Source organism: Pandoraea sputorum (genome assembly GCF_000814845.2).
GTDB lineage: Bacteria > Pseudomonadota > Gammaproteobacteria > Burkholderiales > Burkholderiaceae > Pandoraea > Pandoraea sputorum.
Genome location: NZ_CP010431.2, coordinates 2,186,337 through 2,204,071, shown reverse-complemented (window position 1 = coordinate 2,204,071; position 17,735 = coordinate 2,186,337). Strand labels below are relative to the sequence as shown.

The following is a 17,735-nucleotide window of genomic DNA, read 5'->3' as shown; positions in this document are numbered from 1 at the left end:
GCTGCGTTTCATTCGTTTGCGCTACGCCTTTCCACACGCCTTTCGTAACCCTTTCGTTACGTTACGTTCCCCGTAACGCCCCCCGTAACGGGAACGTCGTTTCCCCGTTTATTCGCCATTTCCCGATGGCGTTAACCCTGACTTCCTACTCCCCCAGCGCCGTCGAGATATCTCGATCCAAAAGATTCTTGTTTTCCGAAACGCAAATAAATACAGGCTTTTCAGCCGATTGCCGGAAAAACTAGAAGGCTTATTCGAACCCCTGGTCTGTGGTTGGCACACGTCTTGCAGATATCCCTGCATCGCAACGCTAAAGATCACGAGGGACACCATGATCGTTGGCAATACCAAACAAACGATGCACGGCGCGGCAGCCATCTCGGCAGAGCGTCAACGCATCACGGCGAAGCAGCGCGAGGCTGTGGCCGACACCGGTCGTAGAGGCGCAAGCCCAGGGAGGGGCGGTGAAGAAGGCGGTGGCGCACGCGCCACCGCCACACCGACCGACATGGCGAACGCTCGCAGCAGCAACACGAATTCGGCCCATGCGATGACGGGCCCCGATAGCGCAACCGTAACAGCGCTCCTGTTCGCACTCATCGCACAACGCATGAACAACCGACTGGCAGCACAAAACGTGCTCGCCTGAATACGACAAAGACCAGAGGACACCATCATGAAAAACATCCAACGCAACCTTCTCGCTTCTGCCGTTCTTCTCGCCGTCGTCACGATGACCGGCTGCGCCAGCTCCGGTTCGGGCGGCACCAGTGGCTCGCTCGGCGACGGTGGCGGCAGCGGCACCTCGGCTGGCACCGGCAGCGGTGGCGGCTCGGGCGCGGGCACCGTGCCGGACGGTTCGGGTAACGGCTCGGGCAACGGGAATGGCAGCGGTAACGGCAATGGCAACGGGAATGGCAACGGCAACGGTAACGGGAATGGCAACGGCGGCACGGGAGCCTCCACCAACCCAATCGGCGTCGTGGCTGCCACTGCCAGCACGGGTGTCGTGACGCAAGTCGGCAAGACGGTCAGCGATCTGGGCACGACCCTTGGCAGCACGAACCTGCCGATCGTCAGCTCGCAAACGCAAGGCGGACTGTCTGGCGCTGTCGTGAAGACGGGCGACGCCGTGCAGTCGATCGGCACCGGCCTCACGAACGGCCTCGGCAAGCTCGGTTCGAGCAACGACGCACTGAACCCCACGCTCACCGGCGTCACGGGTGCCGTGACCAACCTCGGTCAGGCCGGTCAGCAAGTGGGTAGCGCTGTGGCAGGCCTGGGTCAAACCGGTCCGCTCAAGAACGTGGCGCTGGTGAACGGTGTCACCGGGCTGCTCGGCGGCGTGGTGACCTCGGTCGGCGACGCCGGTGTCGCACTCGGCAACGGGTTGACGACCACGGTCAACAGCGCACCGGTACAGCAACTGACGTCGGGCCTGTCGAAGACCATCACCCCGATCACGACGGTAGTGACCAACACGACGCAAACGGTCGGTAACGCCACAGGTCTCGGTACGCCGGTCGCCGGTCTGCTCGCCACGGTTGGCGGTGGTCTGGCCGGTGTGGGCACCAAGCTCGGCGGTCAGATCAACAACCCGGTCGCGAAGGACCTCGGCGGCGTGGTCGCCGGTGTGGGCACCACGGTGGCCAGCCTGGGTGGCCTCGTCCACGGCACACCGACGAGCACCAACCCGCTCGCTCCGCTGAGCGCTGCGCTCGGTGGCCTGTCGGGTGTAGTCGGTGTCGGCTCGGGCACGGGCTCCGGCCCGCTGGCTCCGGTCACGGGCTTGCTCTCGGGTCTCACGGGCACGCTCGGCGGTGCGACGGGTGGTGCTTCGGGTAACAACCCGCTCGCCCCGGTCACCAACCTCGTCTCCGGCCTGACGGGCGCACTCGGCGGCGCAACGGGCGGTGCTTCGGGTAACAACCCGCTCGCCCCGGTCACCAACCTCGTCTCCGGCCTGACGGGCGCACTCGGCGGCGCAACGGGCGGTGCTTCGGGCAGCAACCCGCTCGCCCCGGTCACCAACCTCGTCTCCGGCCTGACGGGCGCACTCGGCGGCGCAACGGGCGGTGCTTCGGGCAGCAACCCGCTCGCCCCGGTCACCAACCTCGTCTCCGGTCTGACGGGCGGCCTCGGCGGCACGCTCACGGCTGGCGCAGGCGGCTCTGCCGGAACCGGCGGTGCTTCGGCCGGTGCTGGCGGCTCGGCTTCGGGCGGTGTGCTCGCCCCGGTGACGACGCTGCTCGGCTCGGTGACAGGTGCGGTCGGTGGTGCGACTTCGGGCGGCAGCAACAGCGGCGGCCCCCTCGCTCCGGTGACCGGTCTGCTCGGCGGTCTGCTCGGCGGCAAGAAGTAATCGAGCACATGGATCGGCAACGTCGACACATCGCTCAACGCACAGACTTCACGAGAGGCAGACCGATCATGACCCACGCGATTCCACCGCCAGCTTGTGACCGCCGCGATCCGGCCCTCGTACCGATGCTCACGCACCGGACCGGGCCGGGCCGGATCCGGCTCACCCCACACGCCGCACGCACACAACGGCATCACAGCGAGCGGCCACGGTTTCTCAAATGGAAATAGCAGCACCAGAGGCAATTCGCGGCATCACACGGCGTCATTGAGCGGTCCCCCGCCAGCCGATATTCAGAACGATCAAGGGAGATAGACATCATGAGCAACGCACTTCAACGCACTCTGCTGGCTTCGGCCGCCATCGCAGCCATCGCCCTCACGGGTTGCTCCAGCGGCGGCGGCAGCGGCGCAACCTCGGCCGGCACGACCGGCACCCCGAACGCGGTCGGCACGACGGCCGCCGGTGCAGGCGGTGTGGTCAGCTCGGCCGGTAACGTGGTCAGCGCACTGGGCGATCAGGTCGCCAGCACGCAACTGCCGCTGGTGTCGTCGCAAACGTCGCAAGGCATGGGCGGCGCACTCAAGAGCACGGGTAACGCCGTCACCGATCTCGGCAATGCCGTCAGCAGCGGCCTCGGCCAGACCGGCACGAATGGGAACACCGTGGGCGTAACGCTCGCTGGCGTCGCCCCGGCCGTGACGGATCTCGGCCACGCAGGTGTATCGCTCGGCAGCGGCATCCAGGGCATTACCAAGGGCAATCCGCTGCAAGGCACCCCGGTCGACACGCTGGTGAGCGGCGTCGGCGGCATCGTCCAGTCGGTCGGCCAGGGCGGCATTGCTGGCGGCGCGATCCTCGGTCAGACCCTCGCGACGACCGGTCCGGTCGGGCAAGTGACCTCGACGCTGTCACAGCCGATCAACCAGATCACCAACATGGTCTCCGACACCACGCGCACCGTAGGCACCACGACAGGCCTCGGCGGTCCGGTGTCCAACCTGATCACCACCGTGGGCGGTGCCGTCAGCAAGGTCGGCACGACGATCGGCGGCACGTCGAACAACGGCGTGGTGGTCGCACTGGGCAACACGGTGGACGCCACCGGGAAAACGGTCTCGACGCTCGGCGGCGTAGTCAACGGTCCCACGTCGAATGGCTCGACGAACGCGTTCGGCTCGCTGCTCGGCGGACTCGGCAACACGGCCGCCGGCGGCGGCGGCAGCGCGGGCAACCCGCTCGGCTCCGTTACCGGCCTGCTGGGCGGCCTCGGCGGTCTGGGTGGCACGAGTGGCAGCAGCAGCCCGCTGGCGCCTGTCACGAGCCTGCTCGGTGGCTTGAGCGGCGCAGCGTCCGGTGGCAGCAGCGGCAGCAGCAACCCGCTCGCCCCCGTCACGAGCCTGCTCTCGGGCGTGACGAGCAGCGCTGGTGGCAGCACGGGTGGCACGGGCGGTCTGCTGGTGCTGATCCAGCCGGTGACGAACCTCCTGGGCAGCGTCGCCAGCGTCGGCAAGTAATTGCATCACTCGCTTCAGGACGTGGCACGGCGCGCACAGACGTTCAGCAGCCGTAGCGCCGGCCACGTCACAACCAACAACAAACGATAAGGAAATGCCATGGCCCGCTTTCTCTCCGATACCGGCGTTCTGATGCGCGGTCATGGCGAATCCGCCCCGCAAGGCGCAGAACCTCTGGCGATGCGCGACACAGGAAACTCCGGCAGTCACTATGCCGGCCCGCAAACGCACAACACATACGGTACCGAGTCCGGCACCGCTTCGCCTCACGGCTCCAATGGAACGCATGCAACGAACGGAGCGAACAGCACCATGAGCGATCGACACACGAACCGCAACGATCTCGTCGCCGGTATCGTCCGCTCACTCGGACGCCGGCTGGCCGTGTACACGGCGCTCTACCACGCAGCCCTTGCCGAACAACTCGGCCTGAACGTCACCGATCTGAACGCGCTCGATCTGATTCTCGAACTCGAATCGATCACCGCAGGACAGCTCGCCGAACTCATGGGCGTGAGCTCCGGCGGTATCACCACCGTTATCGACCGACTGGAGCGGGCAGGCTTTGTCGAGCGCGAGAAGAATCCGCACGACCGTCGCATGGTGATGATTCACCCCATCGAAGAAAAGTGCGCGCAGATCGAACAATTCCTGTCGTCCGTCTCGCGTGAACTCACCGCGGTGAGCGCGGCGTACGACCACAGCGAACTCGCTGCGATCCACGACTTCCTGGTGCAGAGCATTCGCACCCTCAAGAGCGAGACCTTCCGTCTGCGCTTCGAAGCCGACCAGGACATCGCCGGTCTGGTATCGAACGGACGCGGCAACGCATCGAAGTCGTAAGTCCAATAACGGATGAGCGGATGGCGTTCGCACGAACGCTAAGACCGCCCCCCCCGTCGACGCAGATCGAAGCGGACTGCGCCGTACCGAAAGGAGATACGTCATGTCGAAGATTCTGCGTCCCACGTTGTTCGCGGCACTTGTGGCGGGTGTAGTCGGTATTACCGGATGCTCCAGCTCGGGCGGTGGCAGCGGCGCGACGGCCAACACGCCGACCAACCCCACGAACCCCAATAACCCGACGAATCCAACCAACCCGGTCAATCCGACGAACCCCACCACGAGCAGCAACGGTGTCGTGAGTTCTGTCGGCTCGGTGGTGAGCGCGCTCGGCGATCAGGTGTCGGGCACCACGATTCCCGGCGTGTCGCCGCAGGTCACGCAAGGCGTCGGCGGGGCGATCTCGCAGACGGGCACCGCCGTCTCCGATCTCGGCAAAGGTGTCGGCGACGGTCTCGGTCAACTCGGCAAGTCCGGCGCGAATCCGGTCGGCACCACACTCGCGAGCACCGGTGGCGTGGTCTCGGACCTCGGCAACGCGACCAAGTCGCTCGGTAGCGGCGTGGCCGGCATCGGCAACAGCGGACCGCTCGCCAACACCCCTGTCAGCTCGCTGACGGGCGTGCTGGGCCAGGCGGTCACTACCGTCGGCCAGGGCGTCGTCACCGGCGGCCAGGCCCTCTCTCAGACGCTCACGAGCCCGCAAGTCGTTCAGGCAACCTCGGCGCTCTCGTCCGCCATCACACCGATTACGAACACGCTCGTCACGACGACGCAAACCGTAGGCGGTGCCAGCGGCCTCGGTACACCCGTTGCAGGTTTGCTCGGCACGCTCGGCGGCGCATTGAATTCGACGGGCGCACAGGTCAAAGCAGCCGCGCCCAACGCCGTCGTCGCGAGTCTCGGCAATCCGCTAATGGCCCTGGGCAATACGGTCGCGAGCGCAGGCGGTCTGCTCTCCGGCAGTACCAACGGCAGCAGCGCAAACGCGCTGGGTAACGTGCTGGCGAACGTCGGTAATACGACGGTGACACCGACCTCCGCCGGCGGCAACAATCCGCTCGGCGCCCTCACCGGATTGTTGGGTGGGCTGGGTGGCGCATCAGGTTCATCCGCTAACCCGCTCGGTTCGCTCACGGGACTGCTTGGCGGCGTGGCAGGTGGCAGCGCATCCGGCAGCAATCCGCTCAGTCCTGTCACGGGTCTGCTCGGCAGCGTGACAAGTGCGACCGGCGCGGGCGGTAGCGGTGCAAGTAATCCGCTCGCCCCCGTCACGACGTTGCTCAGTTCGGTGACCTCACCGCTGACATCGATTGCCGGCGGCGCATCGGGGAGCACCGGCGGCGCAGGTGGTCTGCTCGCTCCGGTGACCGGTTTGCTCGGGGGACTGGGCAGCAAGTAAAGACGACGGGATCGACGGGACATCGATCCCGCCGGAAGATCGCGAGGGGGAGCCGTTCGCAGGGTACAGGCCCTGACGACGGTGCAGGACGGCAACGCCCGGACAGTGAAGCGACACTGCCCGGGCGTTGTCGTATCTGAGGTCGAACGCGTCGTTGTCGGCAACCGATCGTTCGCATGTTCATGAAACGCGCAGTGACGACTTTCAAATGAGCCATTCTTGATTTCCGGGGGCAACGGCGTCGCGCAGAATCGCTCGCCTTTCAAGCCGTTTCCCAACCCCCTATGCATATCCAGACCGGCGCTTTAAGCCCTACTCGTTTCCCCGCCGCGCTCACCACGCTCGCCACTCGGAACACACGCACCAGCAGCGAACCACCCGACGCGTCCAAAGGCACTACATCGCTAGCGGCATCTCACCACGACGTAGCTTCCGACACACCTTCACAATGGGTCGACTTTGCCACGGAACGTCGCGCGTTCGATGCCGAGCGGCGACGCTCACTGCAACGGGCCAGTACGCTTGAACGCGCAGAAATCAGACGTCCCCGCCGCACGAGTGAAACGACCAGCGATCTGCTGGCCGAGCGTGTGCGTGTGCTGGTGCAGACTTGGCGGGAAGCCGTCCAGGAGGCACGGGCGTCCGGCGCGCGATCGCACGCATGCAAAGCAGCTGAGGACATCGACTCGGCATCGCGCCCTTGCGGCTGCTTGGAATCGGTGGCCTACGACAACGTGTTCGCGCAAATGCAGCCGCTCGTCGGCGACAGCGCCGCTCACGATTCCGCGTGTCGGACAGCGAAGCTCGTCACCGTCGCGCAACGCATCGACGAACTCGATACGCTGATCGCAGCAAAAGACGGAGCGTACCTCCCCGCGTCGATCATCGAACAACGCAACGACATCACGGCCGCCTTAGTGAATCACGACGTCTATTTCGATCACTCAGTCCCACAGATTTTGCCGACACGCGTACGTCGCATCAGCGTGCATGACGACAACGGACCGAAGCAATCGGGCTTCTTCGGTGCGCTGTATGAGGACACGCTATGCGAGCGCTATCTCGCGGCGGACCGGGGCACAGAGATGGGCATTACCGCACGCGCCCTCGTCGACTGGACACACAATTTCCGACAGGCGTTGGGGTTACGCTCCAGGCAGTACGAAGAGGCCATCGACTGGGCCAAATCGCTGGCGCTCTGCTACCCACCGCGGCAGCTCGTGTTCACAGGTCATTCGTTGGGAGGTGGACTGGCATCGGCGCAAACGTCCGTGGTAAGACATTCGACTGCGGTGACTTTCGACCCGGCCGGGCTTCATAACAAGACGGTCGCTCGGCATGCCGCCGTTCCCGCCTGGTCGCGTGTGAAGTCTTATTACGTCGATGGAGAACTACTTTCGGTGATTCAGGAGATGTTGAAAAACAGTATCAATTTCGCGGCGCACATGCCGCTCATTGGGCACGCGGTGTCGTGGATCGCGCGAATCATGGTCCCGCGCCCCATCGGCGCGCGCATCGCCTTGCCGGTTGCCTTGCCGCCAGAGGCCGCCACCACGCATCATCGCGGCCGCCATGCGTCGCACGAAACGCCCGCAGCGCGCAGCACCTCGGGCATCCGGGGCGCTATCGCCCGGCATTCGACATTGCAGATGATCTATTCGTTATTCGACGACCTGCCCAATGTGGCGCGCCGCATGCGCACTGCCACGCCGACGCCTTAACGCCTGCACCATTAACGAAAAAAGACCCGGCGCAATGTCGTCCGGGTCTTGTCGTCTCTCGATGGCGCTTGTAGCGCTTGTGGGCGTTACTGCTCGCGAATCCACGTCTGAGTACGGCCGATCAGCGAAATGCCGATGAAGCCACGAACGTCGAGCTTTTTGCCGCCGTCCGTCACGGTCATCTTGCACTTGTAGTCCTTGCCGTTCTCCGGGTCGAGGATGTAACCGCCGCCGTATGAATCACCGTCCTTCTTGATGCCGCGGATGATCTGCATGCCGAGCATCTTCTGGCCCTTGCGCTCGTCGGTGCACTTGTCGCACACGCGCGCCGGATCGTCGTTCTCGCCAAGCCCCTTCGTGATCACGCCGACGTACTCGCCGTCCTTCTCCGAGATCGTGACGAGCGCTTTCGGCTTGCCCGTGCTGTCGTCGATCGTCTTCCACACACCGACCGGCGACGTGTCGTCGGCAGCGAGCGCCGCCTTCGCGACACCGCCCAGCAACGCTACTCCGACGAGCGCATGCGCACCCAGACGTCGCCACGACGTCGCGTTCGAAATCTGCTTCATGATTGTCATCCTCCCAGATACGGAATTGATTGTCGTAGGACTCGACGTCGTCGCCGGGAATGCGGCACATCACGCGTGAGTCGCTTTGAAGATTACGCCAAAGGCGTGGCCTCGTGCTGAGGAAGTCCTCTAGCCGACCCGCATCTGCGTCTTGCCATCGTGCGTGTGCTCGACCGAAATCTTCGTCGCTCAATCTACCGGGAGATGAAAGCGGTGTGGGGGATGTGAGGGATGCGGCGCTACTGCTCGCGAATCCACGTCTGGGTGCGGCCCAGCAAAGAGATGCCGAAATAGCCTCGAACTTCGAGTTTCTTGCCACCTTCGACGACCCGCATCTTGCAGCCGTACTCGCTACCGCTGTCAGGATCAAGAATTTTCCCACCGATGTACTCGTCGCCATCGGGATCCTTGTGCAGGCCACGGATGATCTGCATGCCCTGAAGCTTCTTGCCGCGACGTGCGTCGGTGCATTCGTTGCAGCGGCGCTCCAGCCCGTCCGGCCGACCGAGGCTCTTGGTCAGCGCACCGACGATCTCCCCGTCTTTTTCGGTAATGGTGATAAGGGCCTTCGGGTCGCCCGTCTCGTCGACAATGCGCCACACGCCGACCGGCGTCGACGGATCGGCGGAGGCTGCGGCCACGAGCGCGTTGCCGGTCAGCATGGCGGCGACGCACAGGCGTCGCCAGGACATCACATTCAAAATCGAGTTCAAGATGGTGTTCGCAACTGACCGGAAAGCGCGGGTCGATGAGACGGATTGAAGGGATCAGAGCGGCGGCAGCGCAATGGCTGTCAATCGCCACTGCACGACGTTGCGGCGCGTGAGCGTAAACGTCACGACCCGCTCCGGGCGATCGCTGCGCGAAACGTGCACGAGGAAGTGGTTGAAGTCCTGAAACTCGGTACGCGTTGTCGTACGCGGCGGTTGATTTTCCGGGGTAGCCGGAGCGTCCGACGCATTGGCGCCGCCATTCGTCGGCGGTGTCACAGGTGCAGCTTGAGGCGCGCTCGATTCGGCTTGCGGCGGTACCACATCGCGCGGCGCAGGCGCACCGGGTACCGGCGGCAGCCCCGTACTGTCGCCGCGCAACATCGCAGCAACGGCCTCCGGCGTCAGCAACGCTTCCACCACGCGATCGGACACCCAGCCACCCAACGCCAGTGCTAGCGCGCCAAAGGCATTGCTGCGCTGTTTGTCCATCTGACGGGAAAGCTCGTCGTGAAGGCTCAATTTCAGACTTTCACGCACCGCCGGATAGTCGACGTATGACGACAGCGTGGTGGCGTCACGGGCATTGGCGGCATCGCGCGCGCGCCACAAGGTGTAATACGGCGTGCCGAACAGCAGCCCCAGCACGACGAGCAGGGCCACGACAACCAGAGAAAGCTTACGCATTGCAAGACTCCGACATTCAAAACTGCGCATGGTAGGCGACGTATTACGCGCGGCCCCCATCGGCTTACATTGCTTTACAAATCTTTACAGCACGTCGGCCGTTACGCTTTTACTCTCGAAGCGTAGCCGCATTTGCCGTGGCGTGCCAACCAGCCTACCCGGCTGGCATGGCATCGGCACGACAAACGGGATTTCGGCCAATCAAGGCAGCTCAACCGACAAGGAGGTGGCACCATGCGTCACAACCGACTTGTCCGGATACTGTGTTTCGTCATGCTGGCCGGTGCGTCGTGGGGCGCTGCGGCCCAATCGTCGCCGGACGGCCGATTCTTCCAGGGCTGGTTCGCGCAGGCTGCCGATCGTCCGAACGGACGCGGCGATAATCATGGCGGGGCACGGCCTGGACCGTCCCGACCACAACCGCAGGAAGTCCGGCCGCAAGGCGACCTGCGGGGCGACATCTACAACCACATCCGCGAGCAGCGGCAACCACCTCCCCCGCCGCCATCGCAGGACTCGCGCCAGCGCAATCGCGGGGACCGGGGGCGCTAAGCGCCCCGCCCTCGGTTTGCGACCAGGCGGGCTACGTCAGGTCAGCGAGGTATCCACTACGCGACGCGGCGCTTCCAGATACTCCAGCGACTGCATCTCCACGAGTCGCGACACGGTGCGCGTGAACTCGTTGGAAAGCGTCCCTTCCGTATACAGCTCTTCCGCGGGGACTTCCGCCGACATCAGCAGCTTGACCTTGTGGTCGTAGAAGACGTCGACCAGCCACGTGAAGCGACGCGCTTCCGAGGCCATACGCGGCGTCATCTTCGGCACGTCCGAGAGCACCACGGTGTGAAAACGGTTGGCCAGTTCCAGATAGTCGTTTTGCGAGCGCGGACCGCCGCACAACGTATGGAAGTCGAACCACACAACACCGCCCGCACGACGCAGCGCCTTGAGTTCGCGCTGTTCGATGTGCAGCAGCGGACTCTCGTCCGGCACGCCTGCAATCTCACTGAACGCTGCACGCAGCGCACGGTTGGCTTCGTTGCCCAGGGGGTAGTGATAAACCTGCACCTGCGCCAGCGTACGGCGGCGATAGTCGATGCCAGCGTCGACATTAAGCACGTCGAGCTTCTCTTCGAGCAATCGGATCGCGGGCAGCACGCGATCACGGTGCAGGCCGTCCGGGTACAACGTGTCGGGACGATAGTTCGACGTCATCACGAACTGCACGCCGTTCTTGAAGAGTTCGGCCAGCAAGCGGTGCAGGATCATGGCATCGGCCACGTCGGAGACGTGAAACTCATCGAAGCAGATCAACCGGTAGCGCTTGGCGATGCGCTTGGCGAGTTCGTCCAGCGGATCAGGCAGCCCCTTGAGCGCCTGCAACTGGTGATGGACTTCGCGCATGAACTCGTGGAAGTGCAGACGCGTCTTGCGCTGCAGCGGCACCACCGAGTAAAAGCTGTCCATCAGGAAGCTCTTGCCACGTCCCACGCCACCCCAGAGATAGACACCCTTGGGCAGATCCGGATGCACGAGCCACTTCTTGAGGGTGTTCGAACGCTTGGACTTGTACGCCGCCCATTCGTCGTAGCATTGCTGCAGACGCTCGACGGCGCGCTCCTGCGCTTCGTCGGGCTTGTAGCCGCGCTCGGCCAATTCTTGTTGGTAGTATTCGCGAACGTTCATGCAGTGCGGCGACGAGCCGGCGCCGGGGGGCAAAAGTAACGAAGGAAATCGGGATAAATCGCGGGAAAAAACAAAGGCGAGTCGCCTCGCCTTTGTTCGTACAGGTAAGCGTAAAGCGGCTTACTTGTTCAGTGCACGCTTCTCGACATCGAGGGCGGCTTCACGCATCACTTCCGACAGCGACGGGTGCGGATGGCAGATACGGCCGATGTCTTCCGACGCCGCCTTGAACTCCATCGCGACCACGGCTTCGGCGATCAGGTCCGAAGCGTTCAGGCCGATCACGTGCACGCCGAGGATTTCGTCGGTCTTGGCATCGGCCAGCACCTTCACGAAACCGTCCGACGAGCCCATGCCCAGTGCGCGGCCGTTAGCAGCGAACGGGAACTGACCCGGCTTGAACTCACGGCCTTCGGCCTTGAGCTGCTGCTCGGTCTTGCCGACCCATGCGATTTCCGGCGAGGTGTAGATCACCCACGGAATGCAGTTGTAGTCGATGTGCGGCTTCTGACCGGCGATGACTTCGGCGACCAGCACGCCTTCGTCTTCAGCCTTGTGCGCGAGCATCGGGCCACGCACCACGTCGCCGATTGCGTACACGTTCGGCAGCTTGGTACGGCAGTGGTCGTCCACGGGGATGAAGCCACGCTCGTCGGTCGCCAGACCGATGTTGCCCAGACCCAGATTGTCCGTGTTCGGCACACGACCGACCGACACGATCAGGCGATCGACGTCGAGCACTTGCTCTTTGCCGTCCTTGTCCGTGTAGTTGACCGTGACGTTGTTCTTGCCAGCCTTCACTTCGCCAACCTTCACGCCGACGTTGATGTTCAGGCCTTGCTTGCCGAATTGCTTGATCGCTTCCTTCGCGACACCAGCATCGGCTGCAGCCAGGAATTCCGGCATGGCTTCGAGCACGGTCACTTCCGAGCCCAGACGACGCCACACCGAACCCAGTTCCAGACCGATCACGCCAGCGCCGATCACGCCCAGCTTCTTCGGCACGGTGTCGAACGAGAGCGCACCTTCGTTATCCGAGATGAGCTTGTTGTCGACCGGCATACCCGGCAGGTGACGCGCCTTCGAACCCGTGGCGATGATCACGTTCTTGGCCGTGACCGTTTCCGGCTTGTCGGCTTCCTGCACCGGCTTCACGTCGATCTGGTAGCCGCCGTCGCTCTTCGCAACGAACGTGCCTTCACCCTTGAGCCACGTGATCTTGTTCTTCTTGAACAGGTACTCGATACCGCCGGTCATCTTGTCGACGATCTTCTGCTTGCGTTCGAGCATCTTGGCGATGTCGATCTTCACGTCGGACGTGGTGATGCCGTGATCGGCCAGGTGATGACCGACCTTTTCGAATTCTTCCGACGACGCGAGCAATGCCTTCGACGGAATGCAACCGACGTTCAGGCACGTGCCGCCCAGCACCATCTTCTTGGCTGGGTTGATCCACTTCTCGACGCAGGCGACGGAGAAGCCGAGTTGCGCAGCGCGGATCGCGGCGATATAACCGCCGGGGCCGGCGCCGATAACGACTACATCAAATTCTTTGTTTGCCATTTTGAGACTCAGTGAAGGTTGACGGCAGGGGGAGGCGCGGCGCGCCGACCATGAGAAACACGGCCGGGCGACACCACGCAGTGCGCGCTAACGCTTACAGGTCGAGCAGCAGGCGGGCCGGATCTTCCAGCGCTTCCTTCATGGCGACGAGGCTCAGCACGGCTTCGCGACCGTCGATGATACGGTGGTCGTAGCTCATGGCCAGATAGTTCATCGGACGAATGACGATCTCGCCGTTCACCACCACAGCGCGCTCCTTCGTGGCGTGAACGCCCAGAATGGCCGACTGCGGCGGGTTGATGATCGGGGTCGACAGCATCGAGCCGAACACACCGCCGTTCGAGATCGAGAACGTACCGCCAGTCATTTCTTCGATCGACAGCTTGCCGTCGGCAGCCTTCTTGCCGTATTCGGCGATCTTCTTCTCGATGTCGGCCAGGCTCATCTGGTCGGCATTGCGCAGAATCGGCACCACCAGACCACGCGGCGAGCCGACAGCGATACCGATGTCGAAGTAGCCGTGGTAGACGATGTCGTTACCGTCGATCGAAGCGTTCACGGCCGGGTACTTCTTGAGCGCGTGGACAGCGGCCTTGACGAAGAACGACATGAAACCCAGCTTCACGCCGTGTTCCTTCTCGAACTTGTCCTTGTACTTGTTGCGCAGGTCCATCACCGGCTTCATGTCCACTTCGTTGAACGTGGTCAGAATGGCGTTGGTCTGTTGCGATTGCAGCAGGCGCTCGGCGATACGGGCGCGCAGACGCGACATCGGCACGCGCTGTTCCGGACGACCTTCCAGCGACGTGTCGCGGCCAGCCGGTGCGGACACCGACGGCAGTGCAGCACGTTGTGCCGGTGCCGGGATCGACGAAGCGGCAGCAGCGGCCGGCTTGGCGCCAGCAGCCAGAGCGTCGCCCTTGGTCACGCGGCCATCGCGGCCCGAACCGGCGACGTCACCGGCCGACAGATTCTTCTCGGCCAGCACCTTGGCAGCGGCCGGGCTGGCGATGTTGCCCGAAGCACCACCGGCTGCGGGGGCAGCGGCCGGTGCAGCAGCGGCGGCAGGCGCGGCGGCTTCTGCCGGCTTGGCAGCGACCGGGGCGGCAGCGCCAGCCTTGGCTTCGGTGTCGATCTTCGCGATGATCTGCTCGGACGTCACGGTGTCGCCAGCGTTGGCGGTCACTTCGACGAGCACGCCAGCAGCGGGTGCCGGCACTTCGAGCACGACCTTGTCGGTCTCGACTTCAATGATGGTTTCGTCCTGAGCGAATGCTTCGCCGACTTTCTTCTTCCAGTCGAGCAGCGTGCCTTCGGAAACCGACTCGGAAAACTGGGGGACTTTGACTTCAACAATGGCCATTTCTGGATCCTGGATTCGATAAACGTTCAATTCGGAAATACGGCAGCGGCCGTCCCTGGGGGAGGACGACCGCTGTAAGACCTAACCGGTTACTGCACCACAGTCGCGCCCTTGAGGCTGCGACCGAAAGCCGTATCGAGCAGCGACTTGAGCTGTTCGTAGTGCTTGGCGTAGTAGCCCACAGCAGGCGAGGCCGAAGCCGGGCGGCCAGCGTAGGCCAGCTTCTGACCGGCGCTCATGGCTTCGAGCAGGTGGTGTTCGATGTAGAACCACGGACCCTGGTTTTGCGGCTCGTCCTGGGCCCACACCACTTCGGCGAGGTTTTCGTACTTCTTCAGCTCGTTCTCGAACGCCTTGTGCGGGAACGGGTAGAGCTGTTCCACACGGACGATCGCGACGTCGTTCGACTTCTCTTCGCGACGGCGAGCAATCAGGTCGTAGTACAGGCGGCCCGAGCAGGCCACAACGCGCTTGACCTTGTTCGGGTCGATCGTGGCGTCGGTTTCGCCGATGACGGTCTGGAAACCGCCCTTCACGAGTTCCGACAGGTCGCTCACCGCTTCCTTGTGACGCAGCAACGACTTCGGCGTGAACACGATCAGCGGCTTGCGCTGCTGACGGATCATCTGGCGACGCAGCACGTGGAAGATCTGTGCCGGCGTGGTCGGCTGAACCACTTCCATGTTCGTATCGGCGCACAGTTGCAGGTAGCGCTCCATACGTGCCGACGAGTGCTCCGGACCCTGGCCTTCGTAGCCGTGCGGCAGCAGCATCGTCAGGCCCGAGACGCGGCCCCACTTCACTTCACCGCTCGAGATGAACTGGTCGATCACGACCTGCGCACCGTTGGCGAAGTCGCCGAACTGGCCTTCCCACAGCACCATCGTGTTCGGCTCTGCGGTCGAGTAACCGTATTCGAAGCCCAGCACGGCTTCTTCGGACAGCACCGAGTCGATCACCGTGAAGGTGGCCTGACCGTCTGCCACGTGTTGCAGCGGGACGTACGTACCGTCGTTCCAGCGCTCACGGTTCTGGTCGTGCAGCACGGCGTGGCGGTGCGTGAACGTGCCACGGCCAGCGTCCTGCCCCGTCAGACGAACGGCGAAGCCCGAAGCAACCAGCGAGGCATACGCCAGGTGTTCGCCCATGCCCCAGTCGAGCGGCTGCTCGCCCAGACCCATCTTGCGACGGTCGTTGATGACCTTCTCGACGAGCGGGTGAACCTTGAAGTTCGCCGGAATGGTCGTGATGCGCTCGGCCAGACGCTTGATCTCGGCGAGCGGCACGGCCGTATCGGCCTTGTCGATGTACTTCTTGTTCAGGAACGGCACCCAGTCGACCGCGTACTTGCTCTTGTAGTTCGAGAGCACCGGATCGATGGTGTGGTGGCCGTCGTCCATGGCCGAACGGTAGGCCTTGACGAAACCGTCGCCTTCTTCGGCCGTGATCACGCCTTGCGCGACCAGCTTTTCGACGTACAGAGCGCGCGTGCCCGGGTGTTGGGCAATCTTCTTGTACATCAGCGGCTGCGTCACTGCCGGGGTGTCCTGCTCGTTGTGACCCAGTTTGCGGAAGCAAACGATGTCAACGACGGCATCCTTCGCGAACTCCTGACGGAACTCGAGGGCCAGTTGCATGGCCAGCACGACCGCTTCCGGATCGTCGCCGTTCACGTGCAGCACCGGCGCTTCGATCATCTTGACCACGTCCGAGCAGTACGTCGTCGAGCGCGCATCGCGCGGGTCCGACGTCGTGAAGCCGATCTGGTTGTTGATGACGATGTGCACCGTGCCGTGCGTGCCGTAACCACGCGTTTGCGCGAGGTTCAGCGTTTCCATGACAACGCCCTGACCTGCGAAGGCGGCGTCGCCGTGAACTTGCACCGGCAGCACGCTGGCCGCGTCGGCTTCGCCGCGACGGTCCATACGGGCCTTGGCCGAGCCTTCGACCACCGGGTTCACGATTTCAAGGTGCGACGGGTTGAACGCCAGCGACAGGTGGACCGGGCCGCCCGTCGTCGAAACGTCGCTCGAGAAACCCTTGTGGTACTTCACGTCGCCTGCCGGCAGGTCGTCGACGTGCTTGCCTTCGAATTCGGCAAACAGATCCGACGGCATCTTGCCCAGGGTGTTGACCAGCACGTTCAGACGGCCACGGTGGGCCATGCCGATCACGATTTCCTGCACGCCCTTGGCGCCGGCGTGATGCACCAGCTCGTCCATCGCCACGATGAACGATTCGCCGCCTTCGAGCGAGAAGCGCTTCTGGCCGACGAACTTGGTGTGCAGATAACGCTCGAGGCCTTCAGCGGCCGTCAGGCGTTCGAGGATGTGCTTCTTCTTTTCAGCGGTGAAGTTGGGCGTTGCACGCACCTTCTCCAGACGCTCTTGCCACCAGCGCTTTTGCACCGGATCGCTGATGTACATGTACTCGGCGGCGATCGAGCCGCAGTACGTGTCGCGCAGCGCCTTGAGCAGATCGCGCAGGCTGGCTTGTTCGAAACCGAAGTACGTGTTCTCAGCCGAGTACACGCTGTCCATGTCGGCTTCGGTCAGGTCGTAGAACGCGGGTTCCAGTTCCGGAATCGCCGGGCGTTCCTGACGCTTGAGCGGGTCCAGATTGGCCCAGCGTGCGCCGAGGAAGCGGTAGGCCGCGACGAGCGACTGCACGTGCACCTGCTTGCGGGCAACGGCCAGGTCGGAGGCACCGGCATGCGACACGAAGGCATTGGCCTTGGCGCGCTGGGCGAACGACTCCACGATCGGGGCGTGAGCCACGTCGTTGGCGTTGGAACCATCAACAGCGGGAACGTTTTGCAGCGCGTCGAAATACTGGCGCCAGTTGTCCGGCACGGAAGCCGGATTATCAAGATACGATTCGTACAGTTCTTCGACGTAGGGGGCATTGCCGCCGAAGAGGTACGAGTTCGCTTGGAATTGTTCCATCAAACTCATTTTGCGCTCACCTTTTCTACGAGTGTCTCGAGAAATAGCGGGTTACGAAACCTTCCGCGACACGGCCTGACCGATTAGCGGATTGCGAGAATCAAGTGGTGCTTGGAAGGACCTGATCAATCACGGCGAGGAGCATAGCACGTTTTCTTGGCGCTCACCGCCCCGGAAAGCCGTCGTACGGGGACTTGCGGGGTGCCCGTCGCATGGGTCCCCGTCCCTGTCGTTCATCCTCGTCCGTCCTGTCGAACGCGCGTTCGCATTGCCGACATCCTGCGCACATCCGACCCCGATTTCGCAACACCTCCCCCCGATTTGACCGCGAACATGCCGTCATCGCGCGTATTCGTATTACGCACCC

General features: G+C 63.5%; 14 protein-coding genes. 7 read left to right on the top strand and 7 right to left on the bottom strand.

The genetic code is table 11. The annotated features are described in order from the left end of the window. Positions 1–331 precede the first annotated feature (331 nt). The 6 genes from NA29_RS09810 (at position 332) to NA29_RS09785 (ending at position 7,845) form a co-directional block, all read left to right on the top strand. Positions 332–649 carry a hypothetical protein gene (locus NA29_RS09810; RefSeq protein WP_039397825.1) on the top strand — a complete coding sequence of 106 codons (318 nt, stop codon included), beginning with the start codon at positions 332–334 and terminating at the stop codon, positions 647–649. Between the two features lie 27 nt (positions 650–676). Next, on the top strand, positions 677–2,362 hold the full coding sequence (locus tag NA29_RS09805; protein WP_039397823.1) for a collagen-like triple helix repeat-containing protein: 1,686 nt from the start codon (positions 677–679) through the stop codon (positions 2,360–2,362). Positions 2,363–2,682: 320 nt separating this feature from the next. Beyond that, positions 2,683–3,879 carry a collagen-like triple helix repeat-containing protein gene (locus NA29_RS09800; protein ID WP_039397820.1) on the top strand — a complete coding sequence of 399 codons (1,197 nt, stop codon included), beginning with the start codon at positions 2,683–2,685 and terminating at the stop codon, positions 3,877–3,879. A gap of 99 nt (positions 3,880–3,978) precedes the next feature. Next, on the top strand, positions 3,979–4,722 hold the full coding sequence (locus NA29_RS09795) for a MarR family winged helix-turn-helix transcriptional regulator (RefSeq protein ID WP_052252765.1): 744 nt from the start codon (positions 3,979–3,981) through the stop codon (positions 4,720–4,722). A gap of 103 nt (positions 4,723–4,825) precedes the next feature. Then, a complete protein-coding gene (locus NA29_RS09790; protein WP_052252763.1) occupies positions 4,826–6,124 on the top strand; it encodes a collagen-like triple helix repeat-containing protein in 1,299 nt (432 codons plus the stop codon). Between the two features lie 719 nt (positions 6,125–6,843). Continuing rightward, positions 6,844–7,845 (top strand): Tle-like phospholipase domain-containing protein, encoded by a 1,002-nt coding sequence (locus NA29_RS09785; protein WP_157744772.1) that lies wholly within the window; start codon positions 6,844–6,846, stop codon positions 7,843–7,845. Positions 7,846–7,931: 86 nt separating this feature from the next. Here the strand turns inward: NA29_RS09785 and NA29_RS09780 are convergent, their stop codons facing one another. The 3 genes from NA29_RS09780 to NA29_RS09770 all read right to left on the bottom strand — a co-directional run bounded on the left by NA29_RS09780 (position 7,932) and on the right by NA29_RS09770 (position 9,811). Further along, positions 7,932–8,414, bottom strand: coding sequence for a DUF2147 domain-containing protein (locus tag NA29_RS09780; RefSeq protein WP_039397817.1), 483 nt, complete (start codon positions 8,412–8,414; stop codon positions 7,932–7,934). A gap of 239 nt (positions 8,415–8,653) precedes the next feature. Beyond that, on the bottom strand, positions 8,654–9,127 hold the full coding sequence (locus NA29_RS09775; protein WP_224786801.1) for a DUF2147 domain-containing protein: 474 nt from the start codon (positions 9,125–9,127) through the stop codon (positions 8,654–8,656). A gap of 54 nt (positions 9,128–9,181) precedes the next feature. Next, a complete protein-coding gene (locus NA29_RS09770) occupies positions 9,182–9,811 on the bottom strand; it encodes a DUF2939 domain-containing protein (protein ID WP_052252760.1) in 630 nt (209 codons plus the stop codon). A gap of 234 nt (positions 9,812–10,045) precedes the next feature. Here NA29_RS09770 and NA29_RS25725 point away from each other — a divergent pair, with 234 nt between their 5' ends. Next, the gene (locus NA29_RS25725) at positions 10,046–10,363 is read left to right on the top strand and encodes a hypothetical protein (protein ID WP_150777290.1); all 318 of its coding nucleotides are present in this window, start codon (positions 10,046–10,048) and stop codon (positions 10,361–10,363) included. A 36-nt stretch (positions 10,364–10,399) separates the two neighbouring features. Here the strand turns inward: NA29_RS25725 and zapE are convergent, their stop codons facing one another. From zapE to NA29_RS09750, 4 genes are all read right to left on the bottom strand, one after another. Further along, positions 10,400–11,497 carry a cell division protein ZapE gene (gene zapE / locus NA29_RS09765; protein WP_039402947.1) on the bottom strand — a complete coding sequence of 366 codons (1,098 nt, stop codon included), beginning with the start codon at positions 11,495–11,497 and terminating at the stop codon, positions 10,400–10,402. 120 nt (positions 11,498–11,617) lie between these two features. Next, positions 11,618–13,060, bottom strand: coding sequence for a dihydrolipoyl dehydrogenase (gene lpdA / locus NA29_RS09760; protein ID WP_039397812.1), 1,443 nt, complete (start codon positions 13,058–13,060; stop codon positions 11,618–11,620). Positions 13,061–13,154: 94 nt separating this feature from the next. Beyond that, a complete protein-coding gene (gene odhB, locus NA29_RS09755; protein ID WP_039397811.1) occupies positions 13,155–14,423 on the bottom strand; it encodes a 2-oxoglutarate dehydrogenase complex dihydrolipoyllysine-residue succinyltransferase in 1,269 nt (422 codons plus the stop codon). Positions 14,424–14,512: 89 nt separating this feature from the next. Continuing rightward, on the bottom strand, positions 14,513–17,368 hold the full coding sequence (locus NA29_RS09750; RefSeq protein ID WP_371328961.1) for a 2-oxoglutarate dehydrogenase E1 component: 2,856 nt from the start codon (positions 17,366–17,368) through the stop codon (positions 14,513–14,515). Between the last annotated feature and the right edge of the window lie 367 nt (positions 17,369–17,735).

Coding starts and splice junctions, on each gene's coding strand:
- NA29_RS09805 (WP_039397823.1), top strand. CDS start 677: ATGAAAAACATCCAACGCAACCTTCTCGCTTCTGCCGTTCTTCTCGCC.
- NA29_RS09795 (WP_052252765.1), top strand. CDS start 3,979: ATGGCCCGCTTTCTCTCCGATACCGGCGTTCTGATGCGCGGTCATGGC.
- NA29_RS09750 (WP_371328961.1), bottom strand. CDS start 17,368: ATGGAACAATTCCAAGCGAACTCGTACCTCTTCGGCGGCAATGCCCCC.
- NA29_RS09770 (WP_052252760.1), bottom strand. CDS start 9,811: ATGCGTAAGCTTTCTCTGGTTGTCGTGGCCCTGCTCGTCGTGCTGGGG.
- NA29_RS09810 (WP_039397825.1), top strand. CDS start 332: ATGATCGTTGGCAATACCAAACAAACGATGCACGGCGCGGCAGCCATC.
- NA29_RS25725 (WP_150777290.1), top strand. CDS start 10,046: ATGCGTCACAACCGACTTGTCCGGATACTGTGTTTCGTCATGCTGGCC.
- NA29_RS09800 (WP_039397820.1), top strand. CDS start 2,683: ATGAGCAACGCACTTCAACGCACTCTGCTGGCTTCGGCCGCCATCGCA.
- NA29_RS09790 (WP_052252763.1), top strand. CDS start 4,826: ATGTCGAAGATTCTGCGTCCCACGTTGTTCGCGGCACTTGTGGCGGGT.
- odhB (WP_039397811.1), bottom strand. CDS start 14,423: ATGGCCATTGTTGAAGTCAAAGTCCCCCAGTTTTCCGAGTCGGTTTCC.
- zapE (WP_039402947.1), bottom strand. CDS start 11,497: ATGAACGTTCGCGAATACTACCAACAAGAATTGGCCGAGCGCGGCTAC.
- NA29_RS09780 (WP_039397817.1), bottom strand. CDS start 8,414: ATGAAGCAGATTTCGAACGCGACGTCGTGGCGACGTCTGGGTGCGCAT.
- lpdA (WP_039397812.1), bottom strand. CDS start 13,060: ATGGCAAACAAAGAATTTGATGTAGTCGTTATCGGCGCCGGCCCCGGC.